Origin of the sequence: Streptomyces sp. NPDC092370 (assembly GCF_044755265.1) — a bacterium.
In the GTDB taxonomy this organism is placed as follows: domain Bacteria; phylum Actinomycetota; class Actinomycetes; order Streptomycetales; family Streptomycetaceae; genus Streptomyces.
In genome coordinates, this window is sequence record NZ_JBIVQO010000011.1 from 96,193 (window position 1) to 115,145 (window position 18,953).

An 18,953-nucleotide genomic window follows, 5' to 3' on the forward strand; every position below is an offset into this window, starting at 1 on the left:
CCGTCGCGGGCCGGCCCCCCCCCCCCCCCCAATCCTAAATACGCCCCCCCCCCCCCCCCAACCCCCCCCCCCCCCCCCCCCCGGGGGGGGGGCGCCCCCCCCCGGCCGCCCCCCCCCCCCGCCACGTTCGTCTCAGCCGCCCCACGAACGCTCGCCGGGGCCGCCCCGGCATCGTCCGCTCGCGGGTTCCCCGCACGTTCCCTCCTCTTGACGTGTTGATTGCCGTCCTAAAACATTCGGGAAGCTCGATTGATTCTGCGCGGTTCTGTTCGCTCCCGAAGGGAATCCATGTCCAGCAGACATCGCCTCACCCGGACGGCACTGGCGGTCACCGTCCCCTTGGCTCTTGGCGCGAGCCTCGTGACCGTGCCTCCCGCCGCCGCTGCCGCGAACCCGCGGGCGAGCGCGGTCACGGTTCGGATCGACCCGTCCTACCGGCAGCAGGAGTTCGAGGGGTGGGGGACGAGCCTCGTCTGGTTCGCCAACATCACCGGCCGCTACCCCGAACCCATACGGCAGAAGCTCGCCGACATGCTGTTCGGCGAGGACGGCCTCCGCCTCAACATCGCCCGCTACAACATCGGCGGCGGCAACGCCCCCGACGTCCGCAAGAACTACATGAAGACCGGCGCGACGATGGACGGCTTCTGGAAGGCACCCGAGGGCACCACCAGAGAGGACACCGACTGGTGGAACCCGGACGACCCCGCGCACTGGGACTGGTCCGCCGACCCGGGCCAGCGCTGGTGGGTGGACCGCGTCAAGAACAAGGTCACCCGCTGGGAGGCGTTCAGCAACTCGCCGCCCTGGTTCCAGACCGTCAGCGGCTACGTCTCCGGAGGCTTCGACGCCAACACCGACCAGATACGGGCGGACCGCGTCGACGACTTCGCCACCTACCTGGTCAAGGTGGCCGAACACCTGGAGAAGAAGCACCGCATCGACTTCGACACCATCGCCCCGCTCAACGAGCCCAACACCAACTACTGGGGCACCCAGATCGGCCCCGACGGACAGCCCACCGGAGGCCGCCAGGAGGGCGCCCACGCCGGCCCGGAACTCCAGCAGAAGGTCGTCCTCGCGCTGCGACGCGCACTGGAGAAGGCAAGGACCCGCGCCAAGATCTCCGCGATGGACGAAACCAACCCCAGCACCTTCGTCCGCAACTGGAACGCCTACGACAGCTCCGCCCGTGCCGCCGTCGACCAGCTCAACGTGCACACCTACGGCACCGGCATGCGCACCAGCGCCCGGGACAGCGCCAAGGCCGCGGACAAACCGTTCTGGATGAGCGAGGTCGAGGGCACCTGGGGGACCGGCACCGACTTCACCGGCATGGAACCGGGACTCGGCATCGCCACCCGGGTCGTCGAGGACATCCGTGAACTGGAACCGTCCGCTTGGGTGTTGTGGCAGCCGATCGAGGATTCCATCCCCCAGGCACAGGCCGGCAAGAACTGGGGCAGCATCCACATCCCGTTCAACTGCACCGCCCAGGACACCTTGCGGACCTGCCCGATCAAGGCCAACACCAAGTTCCACACCCTGCGCAACTTCACCCACCACATCCGCCCCGGCGACCACTTCGTCACGTCCGACGACCCCTCCAGCGTCGCCGCCGTACGCAAGTCCGGCCGCGGAGCGACAGTGGTGCACGTCAACAACGGCACGACCCCGCGCGCGGTGACCCTGGACCTCACGAAGTTCCGGCGAGTCGCCCGCGGCGCCACCGTGACCCCGGTGGTGACCAGCGACGAAGGAGCGCTCGTCCGCGGCACGCCCGTGCGGGTCCAGGACGGCTCCGCCACCGTCACCGTCCCCGCCAAGTCCGTGACCAGCCTCCTCGTCGACGGTGTGTCCGGAACCGCGAAGGACGCCGCGCTCATCCAGCCCGGCCACGTCTACCGTCTCCAGGGCGCCCAGAGCGGCAAGTCCCTGGCACCGTCCGCCGAGGGCGACGGCGTCGTCGTGCGCACGGCCGACCCGGCCGCCACGTCCCAGCTCTGGTCCGTGAAGCGGCTGACGCGTGGCGACGGCAACCGCGAACGCTACGCCCTCGTCAACGCCGCCGACGGCAGGCGCCTCGCCGTACGCGACAACGAGGCCGTACTCGACGAGAGGGAGGACACCCCGGCGGCACAGTGGATCATGTCCACCACCGGGGACGGCAGCTGGACCTTCGTCAACGCCGCGACGGGCCGTCTTCTCGACGTCCTCGGCCAGTCGACGGCTGACGGCGCCCGGGTCTCGGCCTTCCTCCCGACCTCCAGCGCCAACCAGCGCTGGGGCGTGACCGACGAGACGGTGCTCCGCACGCAGCCGGCCACGGCGTTCACCGTCCCCGGGCGCGCCCCCGAGCTGCCCGGGACCGTGAGGCCCGTCTTCCGTGACGGCGCCAGGGGCGCGCTGCCGGTCGAGTGGACGCTGCCCTCCGCCTCACGCTGGCGCACCCCCGGAACGGTACGGGTGAAGGGCAGGGCCACCGACGCTCTCGGCCGCACCGTGCCGGCCGAGGCGGTGGTCACCGTGGACACCATCGCCTCCACCCTCCCGGCCCGCGCCAAGACCTGGACCGGAGGGCGGCCGGACCTGCCCGCCACCGTCACCGGCGTGGGACGGCACGGCGGAACCGCCGACCTCCCGGTCACCTGGGACCCCGCCGCCGAGGGCGCGTTCGACGACACCGGCGTGGTGACCCTGCGCGGCACCGCCCGGGTCCCCGGCGGGGCCACGGCCGCGGCGAGTGTACGCGTCCAGGTCACCACACCCCGGGAGACCAACTCCGCGCGCGACGAGGGCGTGACGGTCGGCGCGACCTACACCGAGAGCGGGTACTCCGCCGAGGGCCTGCGCAACGGCACCACGTCCGAGAAGGCCTGGTCGAACTGGCGGTCCGGCACGAAGAACCCCTCCGACACCATCACCTTCACCCTGCCGGAGGCACGCGACCTGACCCGGGTCGTCACCCACTTCCACCGCGACGGCACCAACGTCAGCTTCGCGGAGTCCCTCAAGGTGCAGGTGCGCGGCGCCGACGGCACCTGGTCCGACGCGAGCGACCGGGTGGCCGTCGGCAGCGAGGGCACACCCGTGGTCGACGTCCCGGTGCGTGCGACCGGCCCGGCGACGGGTGTGCGCGTGGTCATGACGGCCCGCCCGGGCGGCTACATCACCCTCGGGGAGATCGAGGTGCACGCCAAGGCGCCGGGCGCTTCCGCCGACGCTGCGGCGGCGTCGATCGAGGTGGACGGCACGTCTGTGAGCGGCTTCGACCCGGACCGGACGAGTTACCGGGTGGCGGTCGACCGTCCCGGCCGGGCCGAGATCACCGCCACGCCGCGTGATCCCTACGCGAAGGTGACGGTCGGCAAGGACGCGTCCGGAGGCCGGACGGTCCACATCGTCTCCGTGGCGAGCGAAGACGGTTCCCGCTCACGGGAGTACCGGATCGAACTGACCCGCCGGTGACACACGAAAGCGCGGGGCCCGCACGCCCCGCGCTTTCGTCTTCCGGGGTCAGACCGCCGGGGCCGGGTACGTCGGGTACTCCACGCCGGAGACGTGCTGCACGACGCGGATGACCTGGCACGAGTAGCCGAACTCGTTGTCGTACCACAGGTAGAGGATCGCGTTGTCGCCGTCGACCTTGGTGGCGCCGGCGTCGACGATCGAGGCGTGGCGCGAGCCGATGAAGTCGCTGGAGACCGCGTCGGGAGCCGTGGTGAAGTCGATCTGGCGCTTGAGCGGAGAGGTCAGGGAGACGTCGCGGAGGTGGTCGAGGACCTCCTCCCGGGTCGTCTCACGGCCGAGCCGCAGGCTGAGGATCGCGATGGAGACGTCCGGGACCGGGACGCGGATCGAACTGCCGGTGATCGGCGCCTTGAGGTCGGGCAGCGCCTTGGCGACGGCGGAGGCGGCTCCGGTCTCGGTGATGACCATGTTGAGCGGCGCGGACCGGCCGCGGCGGTCGGCCTTGTGGTAGTTGTCCAGCAGGTTCTGGTCGTTGGTGAACGAGTGGACGGTCTCCACGTGGCCGCGCTGGACTCCGAACTCGTCGTCCATCGCCTTCAGCGGCGGCACGATCGCGTTCGTGGTGCAGGACGCGCAGGACAGGATCTGCTCGTCCGGCTTGATCGTGTCGTGGTTGACACCGTGCACGATGTTGGGGACGTCGCCCTTGCCGGGCGCGGTCAGCACGACCTTGTCGATACCGGGGCGCAGGTGCTGGGACAGGCCCTCGCGGTCGCGCCACTTGCCGGTGTTGTCGATGAGGATGGCGTCCTTGATGCCGTACGCCGTGTAGTCGACCTCGGACGGGTCGTTGGCGTAGATCACCTTGATCGCGTTGCCGTTGGCGACGATCGTGCTGTTCGCCTCGTCGACGGTGATCGTGCCCTGGAACTGGCCGTGGATGGAGTCACGGCGCAGCAGCGAGGCGCGCTTGACGATGTCCTGCTCCCCGCCGCCGCGCACGACGATGGCCCGCAGCCGCAGGCCGTTGCCCGAGCCGGACTTCTCGATGAGCAGCCGGGCGACGAGCCGGCCGATGCGGCCGAAACCGTAGAGGACGACGTCCCGGCCCTCGCGGCGCTCGATCTTGTTGGCGCCCGTGGCACCGGCGACGGCCTCGGCGGTGAACTCCGCGACCGACAGACCGCGGTCATCCTCGCGGTACGTCGCGGCGAGCATGCCGATGTCGATCTGGGACGGCCCGAGGTCCAGCTCGGCGAGCGTCGTCAGGAACGGCAGCGTCTCGGTGACCGAGAGCTCCGCGCCCGCGATCTGCCGGGCGAACCGGTGGGTCTTGAGGATGCTGACCACCGACTTGTTCACCAGGGAGCGGCTGTGCAGCAGGACCGTCACGTCCCGCTCCCGGTGCAGCTTCCCGATGATCGGGATCATCGACTCCGCGATCTCCTCGCGGTTCTTCCAGTTGGTGAACGAGTCGTCGTTGACAGTCACGAGTCCATCTTTCGAGCTAGGCGGCGCTCATATGTTAAACCGTCGATTTCCTGATCTTGAACGGGGTGCCTCCGACGCCTTCCGTGGCCTCTCCGCGCGCCTCTCGGGGCAGGCCCTGAGAGGATCGAAAGCGGATCTTCCGTGCGAAAGGGGTGTTCATGGATTACGACTCCGTCGCCGACCAGCTGTACGCCCTGCGCCCGGAGGAGTTCACCGCCGCACGTGCCTCCGCCATGGCCTCCGCCCGCGGCGCCGGTGACCGGGAACTCGCCGAGCGGATCCGCGCATTGCGCAAGCCCAGTCTCGCCGCCTGGGTGAGCAACCTGCTGGTCCGCAGCAGCCCCGGGGAGGTCGAGCCCCTGCTGCGCCTGGGGGAGGGGCTGCGCCGGGCCCACCAGGACCTGGACGGCGCACAGCTGCGCGAGCTGAGCCGACGGCAGCACGCGCTCATCCGGGCCCTGTCCATGCAGGCCCGGCAGCTCGCCAAGGAGGCCGGACATCCGATCGGCGAGAGCGTGCAGCGCGAGGTCGAGAACACCCTGCACGCCGTCCTGGCCGACCCGGAGGCCGCGCAGGCCTGGGCGGGCGGCCGTCTGGCCAAGCCGCTCAGCGCGGCCGTCGGCTTCCCCGCCGTCGCCGAGGGCGCCCAGCCCGAAGGCCCCTCACCCGCCCCGGCTCCCTCCCGCCCGGGCAAGCAGGCCGGTACGCAGCAGCGGCGCCGGCTCGCCCGGGCCCGCGAGGACGCCGAAGCCGCCGAGCGCGAGCTGGGCAGGCTGCGGGACGAGGCGGCGGCCGTGGGCCAGGAGGCGGCAAAGGCGCACCAGCGGACGGAGGATCTCCAGCGGCGCGTGGAGGAGCTGACCGGGGAGCTGGAACGCGCCAGGAACGAACACCAGCAGGCCCGCTTCGCGGAGCGGACGGCCCGGGAACGGGCGCGCACAGCCGACCGCCGGGTCCGCGAGGCCGGCCGCAACGCCGCCACGGCCGCCGCCCGGCTGGAGCGCCTGACCTCATCCGACGCCTGATCCCGGACCGGCACGGCGATGCGCGACGCCCGGTGCTCGTCACAGCGCGAGCACGACCCCTGTGACCGAACTCACATCGGTCAGGTAAGCCATCCCGCAAGGCCTCACGTGCACGACACCAAAATTGAACCGTTCGTTTTCTTGAACCAATCGTGTTTGTGTGGCTAGGTTGGCCGCATGACCGCATCCGGGACCCCGACCACCGCCGAGGAGCTGCGCGGTGCCGGCCTGAGGGTGACGGCCGCTCGCGTCGCGCTGCTCGAGGCCGTGCGGGACGGTGACCACCTCGGCGCAGAGGCCATCGCCTCCGAGGTGCGCGGCCGCGTGGGCCACATCTCCGTCCAGGCCGTCTACGAGGGGCTGCACGCACTCACCGCGGCGGGACTCATACGCCGCCTCGACCCGCCCGGCAGCCCGGCCCTCTACGAGGGGCGCGTCGGCGACAACCACCACCACCTCGTGTGCCGGTCGTGCGGAGCCGTCGCCGACGTCGACTGCGCGGTCGGCCACGCCCCCTGTCTGACCGCGTCCGACGACCGCGGCTTCGCCGTGGACGAGGCCGAGGTCATCTACTGGGGCCTGTGCCCCACCTGCTCCACCGCCCGCAGTTCCTGAGCACGTGATCCACCCGAGCACCGTGATCCACCCGTCCGGAAGGATTTCCATGACTGAGAACCACGACGCGATCGTCACCGACCCGAAGTCGGAGGAGACGGGAGGCGGTTGCCCCGTGGCCCACGGCCGCGCTCTGCACCCGACCCAAGGGGGCGGCAACCGCCAGTGGTGGCCCGAGCGCCTCAACCTGAAGATCCTCGCCAAGAACCCCGAGGTGGCCAACCCCCTCGGTGAGGACTTCGACTACGCCGAGGCGTTCCAGGCCCTCGACCTCGCGGCCGTGAAACGCGACATCGCCGAGGTGCTCACCACCTCGCAGGACTGGTGGCCGGCCGACTTCGACAACTACGGCCCCCTGATGGTCCGTATGGCCTGGCACAGTGCCGGCACCTACCGCATCAGCGACGGCCGCGGCGGCGCCGGTGCCGGTCAGCAGCGCTTCGCCCCGCTCAACAGCTGGCCGGACAACGGCAACCTCGACAAGGCGCGTCGTCTGCTGTGGCCCGTGAAGAAGAAGTACGGCCAGAGCATCTCCTGGGCCGACCTCATGATCCTCACCGGCAACGTCGCCCTGGAGCAGATGGGCTTCGAGACCTTCGGCTTCGCCGGCGGCCGTGAGGACGTGTGGGAGTCCGAGGAGGACGTCTACTGGGGCCCCGAGACCACCTGGCTCGACGACAAGCGCTACACCGGCGACCGCGAGCTGGAGAACCCGCTCGGCGCCGTCCAGATGGGCCTCATCTACGTCAACCCCGAGGGCCCCAACGGCAACCCGGACCCGATCGCCGCGGCCCGCGACATCCGTGAGACGTTCCGCCGCATGGCGATGAACGACGAGGAGACCGTCGCCCTGATCGCCGGCGGTCACACCTTCGGCAAGACCCACGGGGCGGGTCCCGCCGACCACGTCGGCGCCGACCCCGAGGCCGCCTCCATGGAGGAGCAGGGTCTGGGCTGGCGCAGCACGTACGGCACCGGCAAGGGCGGTGACACCATCACCTCCGGCCTCGAAGTCACCTGGACCAGCACGCCCACCCAGTGGAGCAACGGCTTCTTCAAGAACCTCTTCGAGTTCGAGTACGAGCTGGAGCAGAGCCCGGCCGGCGCCAACCAGTGGGTGGCCAAGGACGCTCCGGAGATCGTGCCCGACGCGCACGACCCGTCGAAGAAGCACCGTCCGAAGATGCTCACCACCGACCTGGCGCTGCGCTTCGACCCGATCTACGAGCCCATCTCCCGCCGGTTCTACGAGAACCCCGACCAGTTCGCGGACGCCTTCGCCCGCGCCTGGTTCAAGCTGACCCACCGTGACATGGGCCCGAAGTCGCTGTACCTCGGCCCGGAGGTCCCGCAGGAGACCCTGCTGTGGCAGGACCCGCTGCCCGAGGCCGAGGGCGAGCCGATCGACGCGGAGGACATCAAGGTCCTCAAGACCAAGCTCCTGGAGTCGGGTCTGAGCGTCTCCCAGCTGGTGTCCACCGCGTGGGCCTCCGCCTCCACCTTCCGCGGCAGCGACAAGCGCGGCGGTGCCAACGGTGCCCGGATCCGTCTTGAGCCGCAGCGCGGCTGGGAGGTCAACGAGCCCGACGAGCTGGCCCAGGTCCTGCGTGTCCTGGAGGGCATCCAGCAGGACTTCAACGCCGGCTCCGGCGCCAAGAAGGTCTCCCTGGCCGACCTGATCGTCCTCGGTGGCTCCGCCGCCGTCGAGAAGGCCGCCAAGGAAGCCGGTTTCCAGGTGGAGGTCCCCTTCGCCGCGGGCCGTGTGGACGCGACGCAGGAGCACACCGACGCCGAGTCGTTCGAGGCGCTCGAGCCGACCGCCGACGGGTTCCGCAACTACCTCGGCAAGGGCAACCGCCTGCCGGCCGAGTACCTGCTGCTCGACAAGGCGAACCTGCTCACCCTGAGCGCCCCTGAGATGACCGTCCTGGTCGGCGGCCTGCGGGTGCTGGGCGCCAACCACCAGCAGAGCCAGCTCGGTGCGCTCACCACGACGCCCGGCTCGCTGACGAACGACTTCTTCGTCAACCTGCTCGACCTGGGCATCACCTGGAAGTCGACCTCCGAGGACCAGACCACGTTCGAGGGCCGCGACGCCGCCACGGGCGAGGTCAAGTGGGCCGGCTCGCGCGCCGACCTGGTCTTCGGCTCGAACTCCGAGCTGCGCGCGCTCGCCGAGGTCTACGCGAGCGACGACGCGAAGGAGAAGTTCGTGAACGACTTCGTCGCCGCGTGGGTCAAGGTCATGAACCTGGACCGGTTCGACCTGGTCTGAACCACCCCCGCATGACAGAACGCCCGGGCCGGAAGGCCCGGGCGTTTTGCCGGTTGCCTGAGAGAGCGTCAAAAAGCCTTCAAGGCAAGAACATCACTTACCCAACTCTCACCATGAAAACGGCAAGGACCGCGACCGTGCCGCGATCCGGGCGTACGTTCGGGCTGTGAACACAGATTCCGCTGCCCACAGAGGCGCCGGCCGTGCACCGCGCCCCTTCGCCGGTCCACGGCCCACCACCGGCGGCACCGGCCGTCGCACCCTTCTGCGCACCGCCCTGACCGGGGCCGCAGCCCTCGGCGCGGGCCTGAGTGTGGCCGGGCCGGCCACGGCCGCCGCCCCGGGCCGGGAAACACACACGCGGCCCGGCACCCCCGACGAAGCCTTGAACGAACTGGCCGCGGGCAACCGTCGCTGGCGCGCCTTCCGGGAACGTCACCCGCACGAGAACCCGGAGATACGACGGGAGTTGGCCACCGGCCAGCATCCCTTCGCGGTCGTGCTGGGCTGCATCGACTCGCGTGTGCCCCCGGAGCTGGTCTTCGACCAGGGCCTGGGGGACCTGATGACCGTGCGCACCGCCGGGGAGGTCCTGGACGAGGCCGTGCTCGGCAGCGTCGCCTACGGCGTCCTGGAACTCGGCATACCGCTGGTCGTCGTCCTCGGTCACCAGTCGTGCGGCGCGGTGCGAGCCGCTGTCGAGGCGGAGCAGTCGGGGGAGCACCTGCCCGCCCATATGCAGTACCTCGTCGATCAGATACGCCCGGCCATAGACCACGATCGGGCAGGCGACGCCCGGATCGACGCGACCGTGAGCGCCAACGTCCGGCTCGTGCGCTCCCGGCTGGCCGCGGAGCCCGAACTCGCCGCGAGGGTCGGCACCGGCAAGCTGGCGATCGTCGGCGCCCGCTACGAACTGACGAGCCAGGCCGTCCACCGCCTGGCCTGAGAGGCCGCCCGGTCCGCTGCACGCGCCGGCGGACCGGGCCGTCCGTCACGCCCGCAGCGGATTGAACCGAGCCGCCGCCATCAGGTACCAGGCAGTCGCCCCGGTGTGCCGGTAAGGGTAGTAGCCGAAGCCGAACCCGGTATCCAGCGGACTGCTCGCGGACACCACACCGGACTGCCCGGGGAGCGCCTTGCCTCCCACGGTCTGACCACCGCCCAGCAGTTCCTGCGCCTGCTCGGTCGAGGTGAGCAGACGCCGGGCACGTACCTCGTCAGCCCGCCCCCCGCGCTCACGCAGGGCGAGGGCGAGATGAGCCGTCCCCTCGAACCAGACGCCGTTGCGGTCGGGCCTGGGCTGGCCCTGTGCGATCGGCGCGTCCTCGTTCGCGAGCAGACTCGCCGAACTGAAGGTGACCCCCTCGTACGACTGCCCGGCGGGCACCGCGCTGTTCGGGCGCCCGGAGTGGTCGCGTACGGCCAGCTCGGCCGCGGCCCAGTCCAGCGAGCGGGAGTGGCCGCGGGCGCGCGGGCCCAGTGCGAGGTACGTCCAGGTCTGGGTGTCCTCGGGGATCGGGGACTTGTTGACCGTCACGCCGTCGTTGGTGCCGGTGTAGAAGAAGCCCCCGGACGGCTCCCACATCCGCTGCACGAAGGCCTGGGCCCGCGCACGCCGCTCCCGCCACACCCAGTCGCCGGTAAGCCTGGCGAGCCGGCCGAAGAGACAGATCAGATCGGTGTTGTGCTCGGTCGAGGTGAACGGCAGCTTCTGATTCGCCCCGTCGACGCCGAACTTGTAACCACCAAGAGGCTCCTCGGTCCGGCCGGTCCGCTCGATCCACTCGCCGATCCGCACGGCACCGGCGAGGAAGCGGCGCGCTCCGGTACGACGGGCCAGGGCGCTGAGCGCGATGCCCGCCCAGGCCATGTCACCGACGGCCGTGCCGGTGAAGCCGAAGTGCGTACCGACGTTGGCGGTGCCGTCCGCCCGCACGAAGCCGTCGGGCTGGAGCGAGCCGTCGTAGAAGGTGTACGGCCCGACGTTGTAGGCCTGCCGGAGCCTGCCGTCGTCGTGGGCCGGGTCGTGGTCCTGGGCGTAGAGCAGCGCGTCGCCCAGCGTCTCGGCCCTGGTCAGGCCGGCGGCGGTCCGGGCCGCGAGGTGGGCGAGGATCGCGAGGGCGTTGTCGTAGGTGAACGCGGTGCTGAACAGACCGGCCTGGTCGGTGTAGCTCTGCGTCAGGCGGATGCTCCCGTGGCCGGGATAGGCGTCCATGGCGGCGGCGAGAAAGGCGTGCCCCCGGGCCGGGCCCGAAGCGGGGCGCGTGCGGGGAGAGCCGGCCGCGAAGGCCTGTCCCGGGCCGGCGGCGACGAGCCCCGCGGCACTGATGCCGAGTCCGGCACCGATGAGCGAACGCCGGCTGAGCGCCGGGCCTTGTCTGCCAGTCATGGATCTCCCTTGAGAGCGCTCTCACCCAGTCGGCGCTCATTGTGCTGGCGCTCCCGGTCCGGGTCAACGCCTCGTTCACGAGGGAAAGTTGCGCAGGGCGGCGAACGAAGGGCGGATCACTCGCAGACGATCTCGTCACGCGGTGCGTAGTGCGTGCGGTACGGCTCCCGCTTCACTTCGCGGCCGTCGTCGTAGAAGACCCGCTCCACGGTGACGTCGAACCCCTCGAGTGGTGTCTGGGGCACGCATTCCTTGTCGTCGCTGACCTTCTTCCGCGGCTTCTTCACCTCGGTCCGCGGGCCCGTCACCGACGTGATCTCGTCGTACGCGCGGGTGCCGAGGAAGGAGACGGTCACGGAGGTGTCCGTGGACTCCGCCTGGATGTAGAGGGCCTTGCCGGAGTCGTTGGTGAACCGCAGGTCCAGGCTGCCCCAGGCGACCGTCGCCTCGCGGCCCTCCGGGTAACGCTCGATGTAGAAGGAGTGCGCTCCGTGCTCCACGGGCTTGACCCCGGCGAAGAACAGCGCGTTGTACACGGTCGTCGCCACGGAGGAGACGCCGCCGCCGGCCGCCTTGGTGAACCTGTCGTCGAGGATGATGATGCCGTCCATGAAGCCGTTGGCCTCGGTGCGCTCCCCGACGGTCCGGTTGAAACTCCACGTCTCGTCGGGCCCGACGACGGACCCGTTGATGAGCTCCACGGCCCGGCCGATGTTCTTGGTGCGGTACTCGGCCGGTTCGAAGTGGACGGTGAACGAGGACATCTTCTCCGTCAGCCCCAGCTCCGCGGCGTTCTCGCGGGTCACCTCCGGCTGAGTCCGGCGCACCTCCACCTCGCCGCTGCGGGCCGCGCCCGACTTGCCGAGCAGCGGTAGCACGGCCCTGCCCAGCGCCTTGTCGGTGACCGACCGGCCCACCGTGGCGTCCTCGGTCACCACGGCCTTGTCGCCCTCCGGTCGCAGTGTCGCGTTCTCGGCGGTCGTGGTGATGTCGTCCAGTGGTCTCGCCACGGAGGGCTCGGCGCGCAGCCCCTTCGCGTCGAGCTCCGGTCGCAGTTCACCGTCCGCGTCCGGCCGCATGGTCAGATGCTCGCCCAGCGTGTCCGGGCCGACCGCGAACCGCCTGCCCGCCGCGGTGAGCGTCACGGGGCCCGACATGGCCGGCTCCGCGAAGGCGCGCACCGCCCGCCGCACCTCGTCGGCCGTGACCTTAGGCCGGGTCTCACGGGTGGGCAGGGGAGTGGGCGCGCGGGTGCCGTCCAGGAAGGAGTCACGCAGCGGCTCGACCGAGGCGTTCACGTCCAGGGTGTATCCCGTGCGCGCCGCGACGGTCTTCACGCGCCCGTCGTCGAAGACGACGCCGCCGTCCCGGACCTTCTGGTCGAGGTCCTTCGCCAGCTGCCCGAGGGCCGACCGGGCCTTGCCCTCGTCGAGGCGGACGGCCGGCTCGATGTCGCCTCCCGAGCGGAAAAGGCCACCGAACACGCTGAGCGGATCGGCGCCGGTGCGCGCCGCCCGGTCGACGGTCTCCTGGACGTCGTAGGAGAGGCCCGCGTCCTCGGGGTCGACCGTGCCCGTGCGGTCGCCGACCGTCACGGGGAGGTCCCGTGCGCCGGCCGCGCGCAGGTCCCGTTCCAGCTTCCGCACCGCCTCCGCGCGGCTGAGCCCCCCGATCTCCACCCCGCGCACGGTCGTACCGGAGTCGACCTCCCCACCCGTGAGGAGGAGCCCTGCGAGATACAGACCGCCGGCCCCCACGGCCAGCGCGCCGCCGGCGAGGGCGAGCGACGAGAGGGAAGCGACGCGCGGGAGGGAGGCTGTGCGGGGGCGCATGGGTCTCCTGAAGATCGATATGAGGGTGCACCCGAAAACGCGAACGATGTGCGGGCAAACACATCAAGCTATCCACACATGGAGGGCAAAGGGGTATGGCCCAGACCACTCAAGTCCGAGATCATTCGGAACCGACCGCACCGGACCGGTCGCCGGGCATGGCCACAGAGTGATAACGACGAGCAACGGACCGGGCGTTGGCACGGTCTAGGCCACCATGAAGATCTCTTTCCTGCTTCACAACGCCTACGGAATCGGAGGCACGATCACCACCACGTTCAACCTGGCCGGGGCCCTGGCCGAGCGGCACGACGTGGAGATCGTCTCCGCGCTACGGCACCGCGAACACCCGAACCTCGTCCTCGATCCCCGGGTGCGGCTGCGGGCACTGGTCGACCTGCGCACGGAGGCGGACCATCCGCTGCATCAGAGACCGGCCAAAGTGTTCCCGGCCGCCGAGTACCGCCACCGCCAGTACAGCGAGCTGACCGACCAGCGCATCGGAGAGTGCCTCGAAGCCCTCGACACGGACGTCGTCATCGGCACCCGCCCGGGGCTCAACGTGCACATCGCCCGGCAGGCCCCACACCACGTCCTGCGCGTCGGCCAGGAGCACCTCACGCTCGACAACCACTCCCCGCGGCTGCGCACGGCCCTGCGCCGCGCCTACCGCCGCCTCGACGTGATCACCACGGTCACGGAAGCGGACGCCGCCGCCTACCGCCGCAAGATGTGGCTGCCCGGTGTCCATGTGGAGGCCCTCCCGAACAGCGTCCCCGACCCCGTCCTGCCGCCCGCCGACAGCACCGCCAAGGTGGTGATCGCCGCGGGCCGCCTGGTCCCCGTCAAGCGCTACGACCTCCTCATCGAGGCGTTCGCCCGTGTCGCCACCGCGCACCCGGACTGGCAGCTGCGCATCTACGGCAAGGGCGAGGAGCAGCCGAGGCTCCGGGAGCTCATCGAGCGGCTCCGGCTGTGGAACAACGTGTTCCTGATGGGCGCCGCCACTCCCATGGAGGCCGAGTGGGCCAAGGGCTCGATCGGCGCGGCCGCGTCCAACTTCGAGCCGTTCGGCATGACCATCGTCGAGGCCATGCGCTGTGGACTGCCCGTCGTCAGCACCGACTGCCCCTACGGCCCCGGCGAGATCATCAAGGACGGAACAGACGGCCGGCTCGTACCGGTCGGGGACCGCGACGCACTCGCCGCGGCCCTGCTCGAACTGGTGGGCGACGACGAGCGCCGCCGCCGCATGAGCCGGGCCGCACTGGACAACGCGCGCCGCTTCGCCCCCGGCCCCGTCGTCGCCCAGGCCGAACGCCTGCTGGAGACCGCCGCCGCGGCCAGGAGCACCGCCCGGACGGCCGCTCCGCGGGGCCACCGCACCCAGAGCGCTCTGGCCGGCCGGGGCCATGCCGCCCGTGACGCAGCCCACGCGGCTGCCACCGGGGTACTGCGCTCGATACGGAAGGGAAGCCGATGAACACGCCGGAAGACCGGACGACCCGCCCGCACGAGGACACCGTGCCGGGCATACCGCGCGAGGGCGCGATGGGGGAATCGCCGAGCCGGGGCGCTGGGCCGGGGACGTCGCCTCACGGCACGACGCCGGACGCGCGGCACGAGGGCGCGATGCGGGAATCGCCGAGCCGGGGCGCTGGGCCGCGTGAGAGCACCACACCGCGTACGCCGAAGAGCACGGCGGCAAGCCCGGCGCCTGACACCCTTGAGACGCAGCTGCGCGCCGACTGCGCGATCGACACGGACGGCCGGATCACCTTCCGCCTGCCGCCGATTCCGGCCGCGCACCCCCGGCTGCTTCTGCGGCTGCGGCCCGGGAAGGGGCGGCCCGAGACGACTCCTCACGTGCTCGACCTGGAACCCGACCGGGCCGACGGCCGTCGGCACGCCGTACTGGAACCGCACCCGGCCCTCGGCGAAGGCCGCTGGGACGTGTACCTCCTGCCCGAGCTGGGAGCCGAACGCCGACGGCTGCGCCCCGGTCTGCGGGATCTGCGCGCCCTCGTCGACGGGCATCTGCGCGACCGCCCCTCGCCGGTCGCGGTCAGGATCCCGTACGCCACGAAGGACGGCTTCCTCGCGATCAGGGTGTGGCGGCGCGCCGCCCACGCGGAGACCCGCACGATCGGCGTCACGGACCGGGCCGTGACGGTCACGGCCCGCCTCCACGGCGCCGATCTCCACGAGGACGCCACCGTGCGCCTGCGTCTGCGAGGCACCGACACGATACGGACCCTCCACCCCCGGATCGACGACGACGGCCGGGGCTTCTCCTTCACCGCCGGCCCCGGGGAGCTGACGGACGAGGGCGGGCCAGGGGCCCGGATCTGGGACGTCTTCGTACGGCCCACCTCCGAGGCGGCGCCGATCAGGGTCGGCCGGCTGCTCGACGACGTGGCGGACCGCAAGCACGTGCACGTCTACCCGGCGCTCGAGACGGACAGATCCAGTCTGCGTCCCTACTACACCGTCGACAACGACCTCGCGATAGAGGTGACCTAAGACCGATTCACCGATATGCCCGAAATGAAAATTCCTGGAGTTCCGGATGGTCGTTTCGGTGATGCGCCGCGACGGCCATGTGTGGATTTTGTGCAAAGCGGCGGGAAAAGAGGTCAGGGGCTCGTTCTCAACTGCCGCAAACCGGAAGGGGACTTGCGGCTATAACCAAAGTCAAGTACCTAGATGAATCATGAACCTGTTCAACCGCGTTGTGCCGTCCCGCCGGCAGGCACCGCTCCCCCCACAGCGCTCCGTCGGCGCATCGGCATCCCCCACCGCCGTGCTGCCGGACCCCAACCTGACGAATCTGTCCGGTGAATGGGTCGTCGACCCCGCGCACAGCAGGATCGGCTTCTCCGTCCGGCATGCCATGGTGACCACCGTGCGCGGTTGTTTCCTGGAGTACGAAAGCCGGCTGTACTTCGACGCGCACGACCCCACACGGTCACGGGCCGACATCACGCTGTTCACCTCCAGTGTCGACACCGGGGTGGAACAACGCGACGCGCACCTGGTCGGCCGTGACTTCCTCGACGCCATGACCTATCCGCGTATGCGCTTCACCAGCACGGCGGTGGAGCAGACGGGCGCCGACCTGTTCAGCATGTCGGGCGAACTGACCATCAAGGGCGTCACGCGGCCCGTCGTACTCGACATGACCTATATCGGAAGTGTCACCGACCCCTTCGGCTATGACCGGGTGGGTTTCGACGGCACCACGACCATCAACCGCTCGGACTGGGGCCTGACGTACAACAGCAGGCTGGCCGAGGGCGGTGCGATGGTGAGTGAGAAGGTACGTCTGCAGCTCGACATCGCTGCCATCCGGACACCCCCGACGGGCGGCTGACCGCTCCGGGGTGCTTCACGGCGCGGCGTCGGCCCCGGCCCCGGCCACGACCCGGAACGTGGCCGGGCCGAGCGTGAGCACCCCGTGGCTCAGGGGCGTGCACCGCACACCGCCCCGGCCGCGCAGGGCGCGCTGTGCGCCGGGGCCGATGGTCACGTCCATCCACGCGCAGGGCCGGGCGGGACACTTCACGGCGAAGAGCACCGGTCCGGTGCCGCAGTCGAGCGAGATCGTCGCACCGACGCAGGCGTCGATGTCGACACCCCTGAGCAGGATGTTCCGGCGGGTGTGCCGCAGGTCGGCGTCCGTGGGGAGGTTCTCCGAGGCCATGATGGTCACCGCCGCGTTCCGGTGGGCGGGGTGTGCGTAGTAGCGGTCGCCGACCAGTCCCAGCTCACGGCGTACCTCCACCCGGGTGACGCGCTCGTCGGGCGGACCGGGGGCCGGCCCGTCGGAAGGCCGCCCGGCCAGGCGGTGCGCGGGTGACACCAGCAGCTGCAGCACCTCCACCTCGGCCATGACGCCCACCCTACGTCCGGGTGGCCGCGCCTCCCGGTCCGTCACTCCTCCTGACGTCGCCCCGGCCCGCCGCCCTCCATGGGGGCCCGGCCGTCCGCGGTCTCGCCCGCGGTGAGGTGCTCCAGGACCTCGACCAGTTCCTGGCAGGCACGCTCCACGGAACGCCGCGTGTAGATCTGCTCGGTGATCACGGCCGACAGGATCAGGGCGGTGAGCGCCATCGCCCCGTTGAAGGCCTGCAGCTTCATCATCACCTCGACCCGGCTGAGCCGTTCGAACGGCCCGGCCTGGTCGGTCGCCGCCACCGTGGTCATGACCGAGGCGAACAGGGCGCACAACAGGCTGCCGGCCAGCTGGAACCGCAGTGCCGCCCAGATCAGCAGGGGGTAGACGAGGAACAGCAGACTGACCGAGCTCTGCGCGGCCAGCGGCACGAGGCAGCAGGCGATGACCGTGAGCCCCGCGGCCTCCTTCCAGCGCGCCAGGGGAAGCGGCAGGCGCACGCGGTACAGCAGGAGCAGGATGGGCGTGACGATCAGCACGCCCATCGCGTCGCCCACCCACCAGGCCAGCCACACCGCCCAGAAGCTCGGCCACTCGATCCTGCCCGTGGCGATCAGGATTCCGGCGCCGGTGGTCGAACTGATCAGCATGGCGGCGAGGGCGCCCAGGAACACCAGCGCGAGATCGTCCCGCAGCCGCGCGAGGTCGGTGCGGAAACCCGCCCGGCGCAGCAACAGGTACCCGGCGACCGGGGCGGCCGTGTTGCCCGCCAGGACGGCGAGAGTCGACGGCGTCGGGGAGGTGAGGGACAGGATGACGAAGAAGGCGCCCAGGGCGATCCCGGGCCAGCAGCGCAGCCCGAGGATGAGCAGGCAGGCGACCGAGACGCCGGTGGGGGGCCAGATGGGGGTGACGACCGCCCCCTCGACGACCAGTTCCCGAAGCAGCCCCAATTGGCCGGACACGTAGTAGCAGGCGGCGACGGCCAGCGTCTGCAGAGCGATGACGACCGGCGTACGCAGATCCTGGCTACCCACCACAGCAGCCATGAGACACCGGGGCCGCCGTCTCTGCGAGACGGGAGCGGGTCGCGTGCGGCCCTATGGCTGAGCGTCCGGCCCGTCGAGGCCGACCACGAGGACGGCCGCGTCGTCGTCGTGCCCCACGCGCTCGGCACCCTTGATCACGGCTGCCGCGAGCGCGTCCACGTCCATGCCCGCCACCGCGGCGGTGCTCGCGAGCCGCGTCACCTGGTCGAGTCCCTCCTCCAGCCGCATCGAGGGCCCCTCCACGACGCCGTCCGTGAGCAGCACGAACACACCGCCCGCCGCGAGCTCGTACCGGGTCACCGGATAGGGGGTCCCCGCCTGTACCCCGAGGGGCGGACCGCCCTCGTCCTCGGTGACGCCGGACTTCCCGTCCGGCGTGGCCCAGACGCACGGCAGATGCCCGGCCCGTGCGCTCTCCAGTACCCCGGCACACGGGTCCAGCCGCATGAAGGTGCAGGTGGCGAACAGGTCGGAGCCCAAGGAGAGCAGCAGCTCGTTGGTCCGCGCCAGCACCTCGCCCGGATCGCTGGTGACCGAGGCGAGTGCCCGCAGCCCGGCCCGCACCTGCCCCATGAAGGCCGCGGCCTCGATGTTGTGGCCCTGGACGTCGCCGATGGACAGACCGACCCGGCCGTCGCCCAGGGTGAAGGCGTCGTACCAGTCACCGCCCACGTTGAGGCCCTGGCAGGCGGGTGTGTACCGCACGGCCAGGTGCAGCCGGCGTGCGAGGGGCAGGTCCCGCGGCAGCATGCCGCGCTGCAGCGCGATCGCCAGTTCGACCCGGGACCGCTGCATCTCGGCCTGCGCACGTGCCTGCGCCGTCAGGGCCCCGAGCCGGGTCAGCAGCTCGTCGCCGTCGTCCGTCGTGCCGGTGCGGGACATTGATCACTCCGGCGAGGATGGCCACG

General features: G+C 71.0%; 14 protein-coding genes. 8 read left to right on the top strand and 6 right to left on the bottom strand.

Annotated elements, in window-relative coordinates; genetic code table 11:
• Window positions 1-288 precede the first annotated feature (288 nt).
• Complete coding sequence (locus ACIQHQ_RS28705; RefSeq protein WP_402616993.1) at window positions 289-3,468, top strand: RICIN domain-containing protein; 3,180 nt, start codon at window positions 289-291, stop codon at window positions 3,466-3,468.
• 48 nt (window positions 3,469-3,516) lie between these two features.
• Here the strand turns inward: ACIQHQ_RS28705 and ACIQHQ_RS28710 are convergent, their stop codons facing one another.
• Window positions 3,517-4,962 carry a glyceraldehyde-3-phosphate dehydrogenase gene (locus ACIQHQ_RS28710; protein ID WP_402616996.1) on the bottom strand — a complete coding sequence of 482 codons (1,446 nt, stop codon included), beginning with the start codon at window positions 4,960-4,962 and terminating at the stop codon, window positions 3,517-3,519.
• A 158-nt stretch (window positions 4,963-5,120) separates the two neighbouring features.
• On the opposite strand from ACIQHQ_RS28710, the gene ACIQHQ_RS28715 reads away from it, so the two are divergent.
• The 4 genes from ACIQHQ_RS28715 to ACIQHQ_RS28730 all read left to right on the top strand — a co-directional run bounded on the left by ACIQHQ_RS28715 (window position 5,121) and on the right by ACIQHQ_RS28730 (window position 9,826).
• Window positions 5,121-5,987, top strand: a complete 867-nt coding sequence (locus tag ACIQHQ_RS28715; RefSeq protein ID WP_402616999.1) for a hypothetical protein — start codon at window positions 5,121-5,123, stop codon at window positions 5,985-5,987.
• A gap of 177 nt (window positions 5,988-6,164) precedes the next feature.
• Complete coding sequence (locus ACIQHQ_RS28720; RefSeq protein ID WP_402617002.1) at window positions 6,165-6,602, top strand: Fur family transcriptional regulator; 438 nt, start codon at window positions 6,165-6,167, stop codon at window positions 6,600-6,602.
• Between the two features lie 49 nt (window positions 6,603-6,651).
• Window positions 6,652-8,877 carry a catalase/peroxidase HPI gene (gene katG, locus ACIQHQ_RS28725; RefSeq protein ID WP_402617005.1) on the top strand — a complete coding sequence of 742 codons (2,226 nt, stop codon included), beginning with the start codon at window positions 6,652-6,654 and terminating at the stop codon, window positions 8,875-8,877.
• A gap of 166 nt (window positions 8,878-9,043) precedes the next feature.
• Window positions 9,044-9,826 carry a carbonic anhydrase gene (locus tag ACIQHQ_RS28730; RefSeq protein ID WP_402617008.1) on the top strand — a complete coding sequence of 261 codons (783 nt, stop codon included), beginning with the start codon at window positions 9,044-9,046 and terminating at the stop codon, window positions 9,824-9,826.
• A gap of 45 nt (window positions 9,827-9,871) precedes the next feature.
• Here the strand turns inward: ACIQHQ_RS28730 and ACIQHQ_RS28735 are convergent, their stop codons facing one another.
• Together ACIQHQ_RS28735 and ACIQHQ_RS28740 are read right to left on the bottom strand one after the other, a co-directional pair.
• A complete protein-coding gene (locus ACIQHQ_RS28735; protein WP_402617011.1) occupies window positions 9,872-11,269 on the bottom strand; it encodes a Tat pathway signal sequence domain protein in 1,398 nt (465 codons plus the stop codon).
• Between the two features lie 116 nt (window positions 11,270-11,385).
• Window positions 11,386-13,101, bottom strand: coding sequence for a VanW family protein (locus tag ACIQHQ_RS28740; RefSeq protein ID WP_402617014.1), 1,716 nt, complete (start codon window positions 13,099-13,101; stop codon window positions 11,386-11,388).
• A gap of 217 nt (window positions 13,102-13,318) precedes the next feature.
• Between ACIQHQ_RS28740 and ACIQHQ_RS28745 the strand changes: the two genes are divergently transcribed.
• The 3 genes from ACIQHQ_RS28745 (at window position 13,319) to ACIQHQ_RS28755 (ending at window position 16,474) form a co-directional block, all read left to right on the top strand.
• Window positions 13,319-14,584: a glycosyltransferase family 4 protein gene (locus ACIQHQ_RS28745; RefSeq protein ID WP_402617017.1), complete on the top strand. Its 1,266-nt coding sequence runs from the start codon at window positions 13,319-13,321 to the stop codon at window positions 14,582-14,584.
• Window positions 14,581-15,624, top strand: coding sequence for a transferase (locus ACIQHQ_RS28750; RefSeq protein ID WP_402617020.1), 1,044 nt, complete (start codon window positions 14,581-14,583; stop codon window positions 15,622-15,624). The genes ACIQHQ_RS28745 and ACIQHQ_RS28750 overlap by 4 nt, the downstream gene beginning before the upstream one ends.
• 190 nt (window positions 15,625-15,814) lie before the next feature.
• Window positions 15,815-16,474: a YceI family protein gene (locus ACIQHQ_RS28755; protein WP_402617023.1), complete on the top strand. Its 660-nt coding sequence runs from the start codon at window positions 15,815-15,817 to the stop codon at window positions 16,472-16,474.
• 15 nt (window positions 16,475-16,489) lie between these two features.
• On the opposite strand, the gene ACIQHQ_RS28760 is transcribed toward ACIQHQ_RS28755, so the two are convergent.
• Genes ACIQHQ_RS28760 through ACIQHQ_RS28770 form a run of 3 tightly spaced genes read right to left on the bottom strand, consistent with a single transcriptional unit; the run spans window position 16,490 to window position 18,927 of the window.
• Window positions 16,490-16,993: a molybdenum cofactor biosysynthesis protein gene (locus ACIQHQ_RS28760; protein ID WP_402617026.1), complete on the bottom strand. Its 504-nt coding sequence runs from the start codon at window positions 16,991-16,993 to the stop codon at window positions 16,490-16,492.
• 41 nt (window positions 16,994-17,034) lie between these two features.
• A complete protein-coding gene (locus ACIQHQ_RS28765) occupies window positions 17,035-18,036 on the bottom strand; it encodes an MASE1 domain-containing protein (protein ID WP_402617028.1) in 1,002 nt (333 codons plus the stop codon).
• A 60-nt stretch (window positions 18,037-18,096) separates the two neighbouring features.
• Window positions 18,097-18,927, bottom strand: a complete 831-nt coding sequence (locus ACIQHQ_RS28770) for a PP2C family protein-serine/threonine phosphatase (RefSeq protein WP_402617031.1) — start codon at window positions 18,925-18,927, stop codon at window positions 18,097-18,099.
• Window positions 18,928-18,953: the final 26 nt, after the last annotated feature.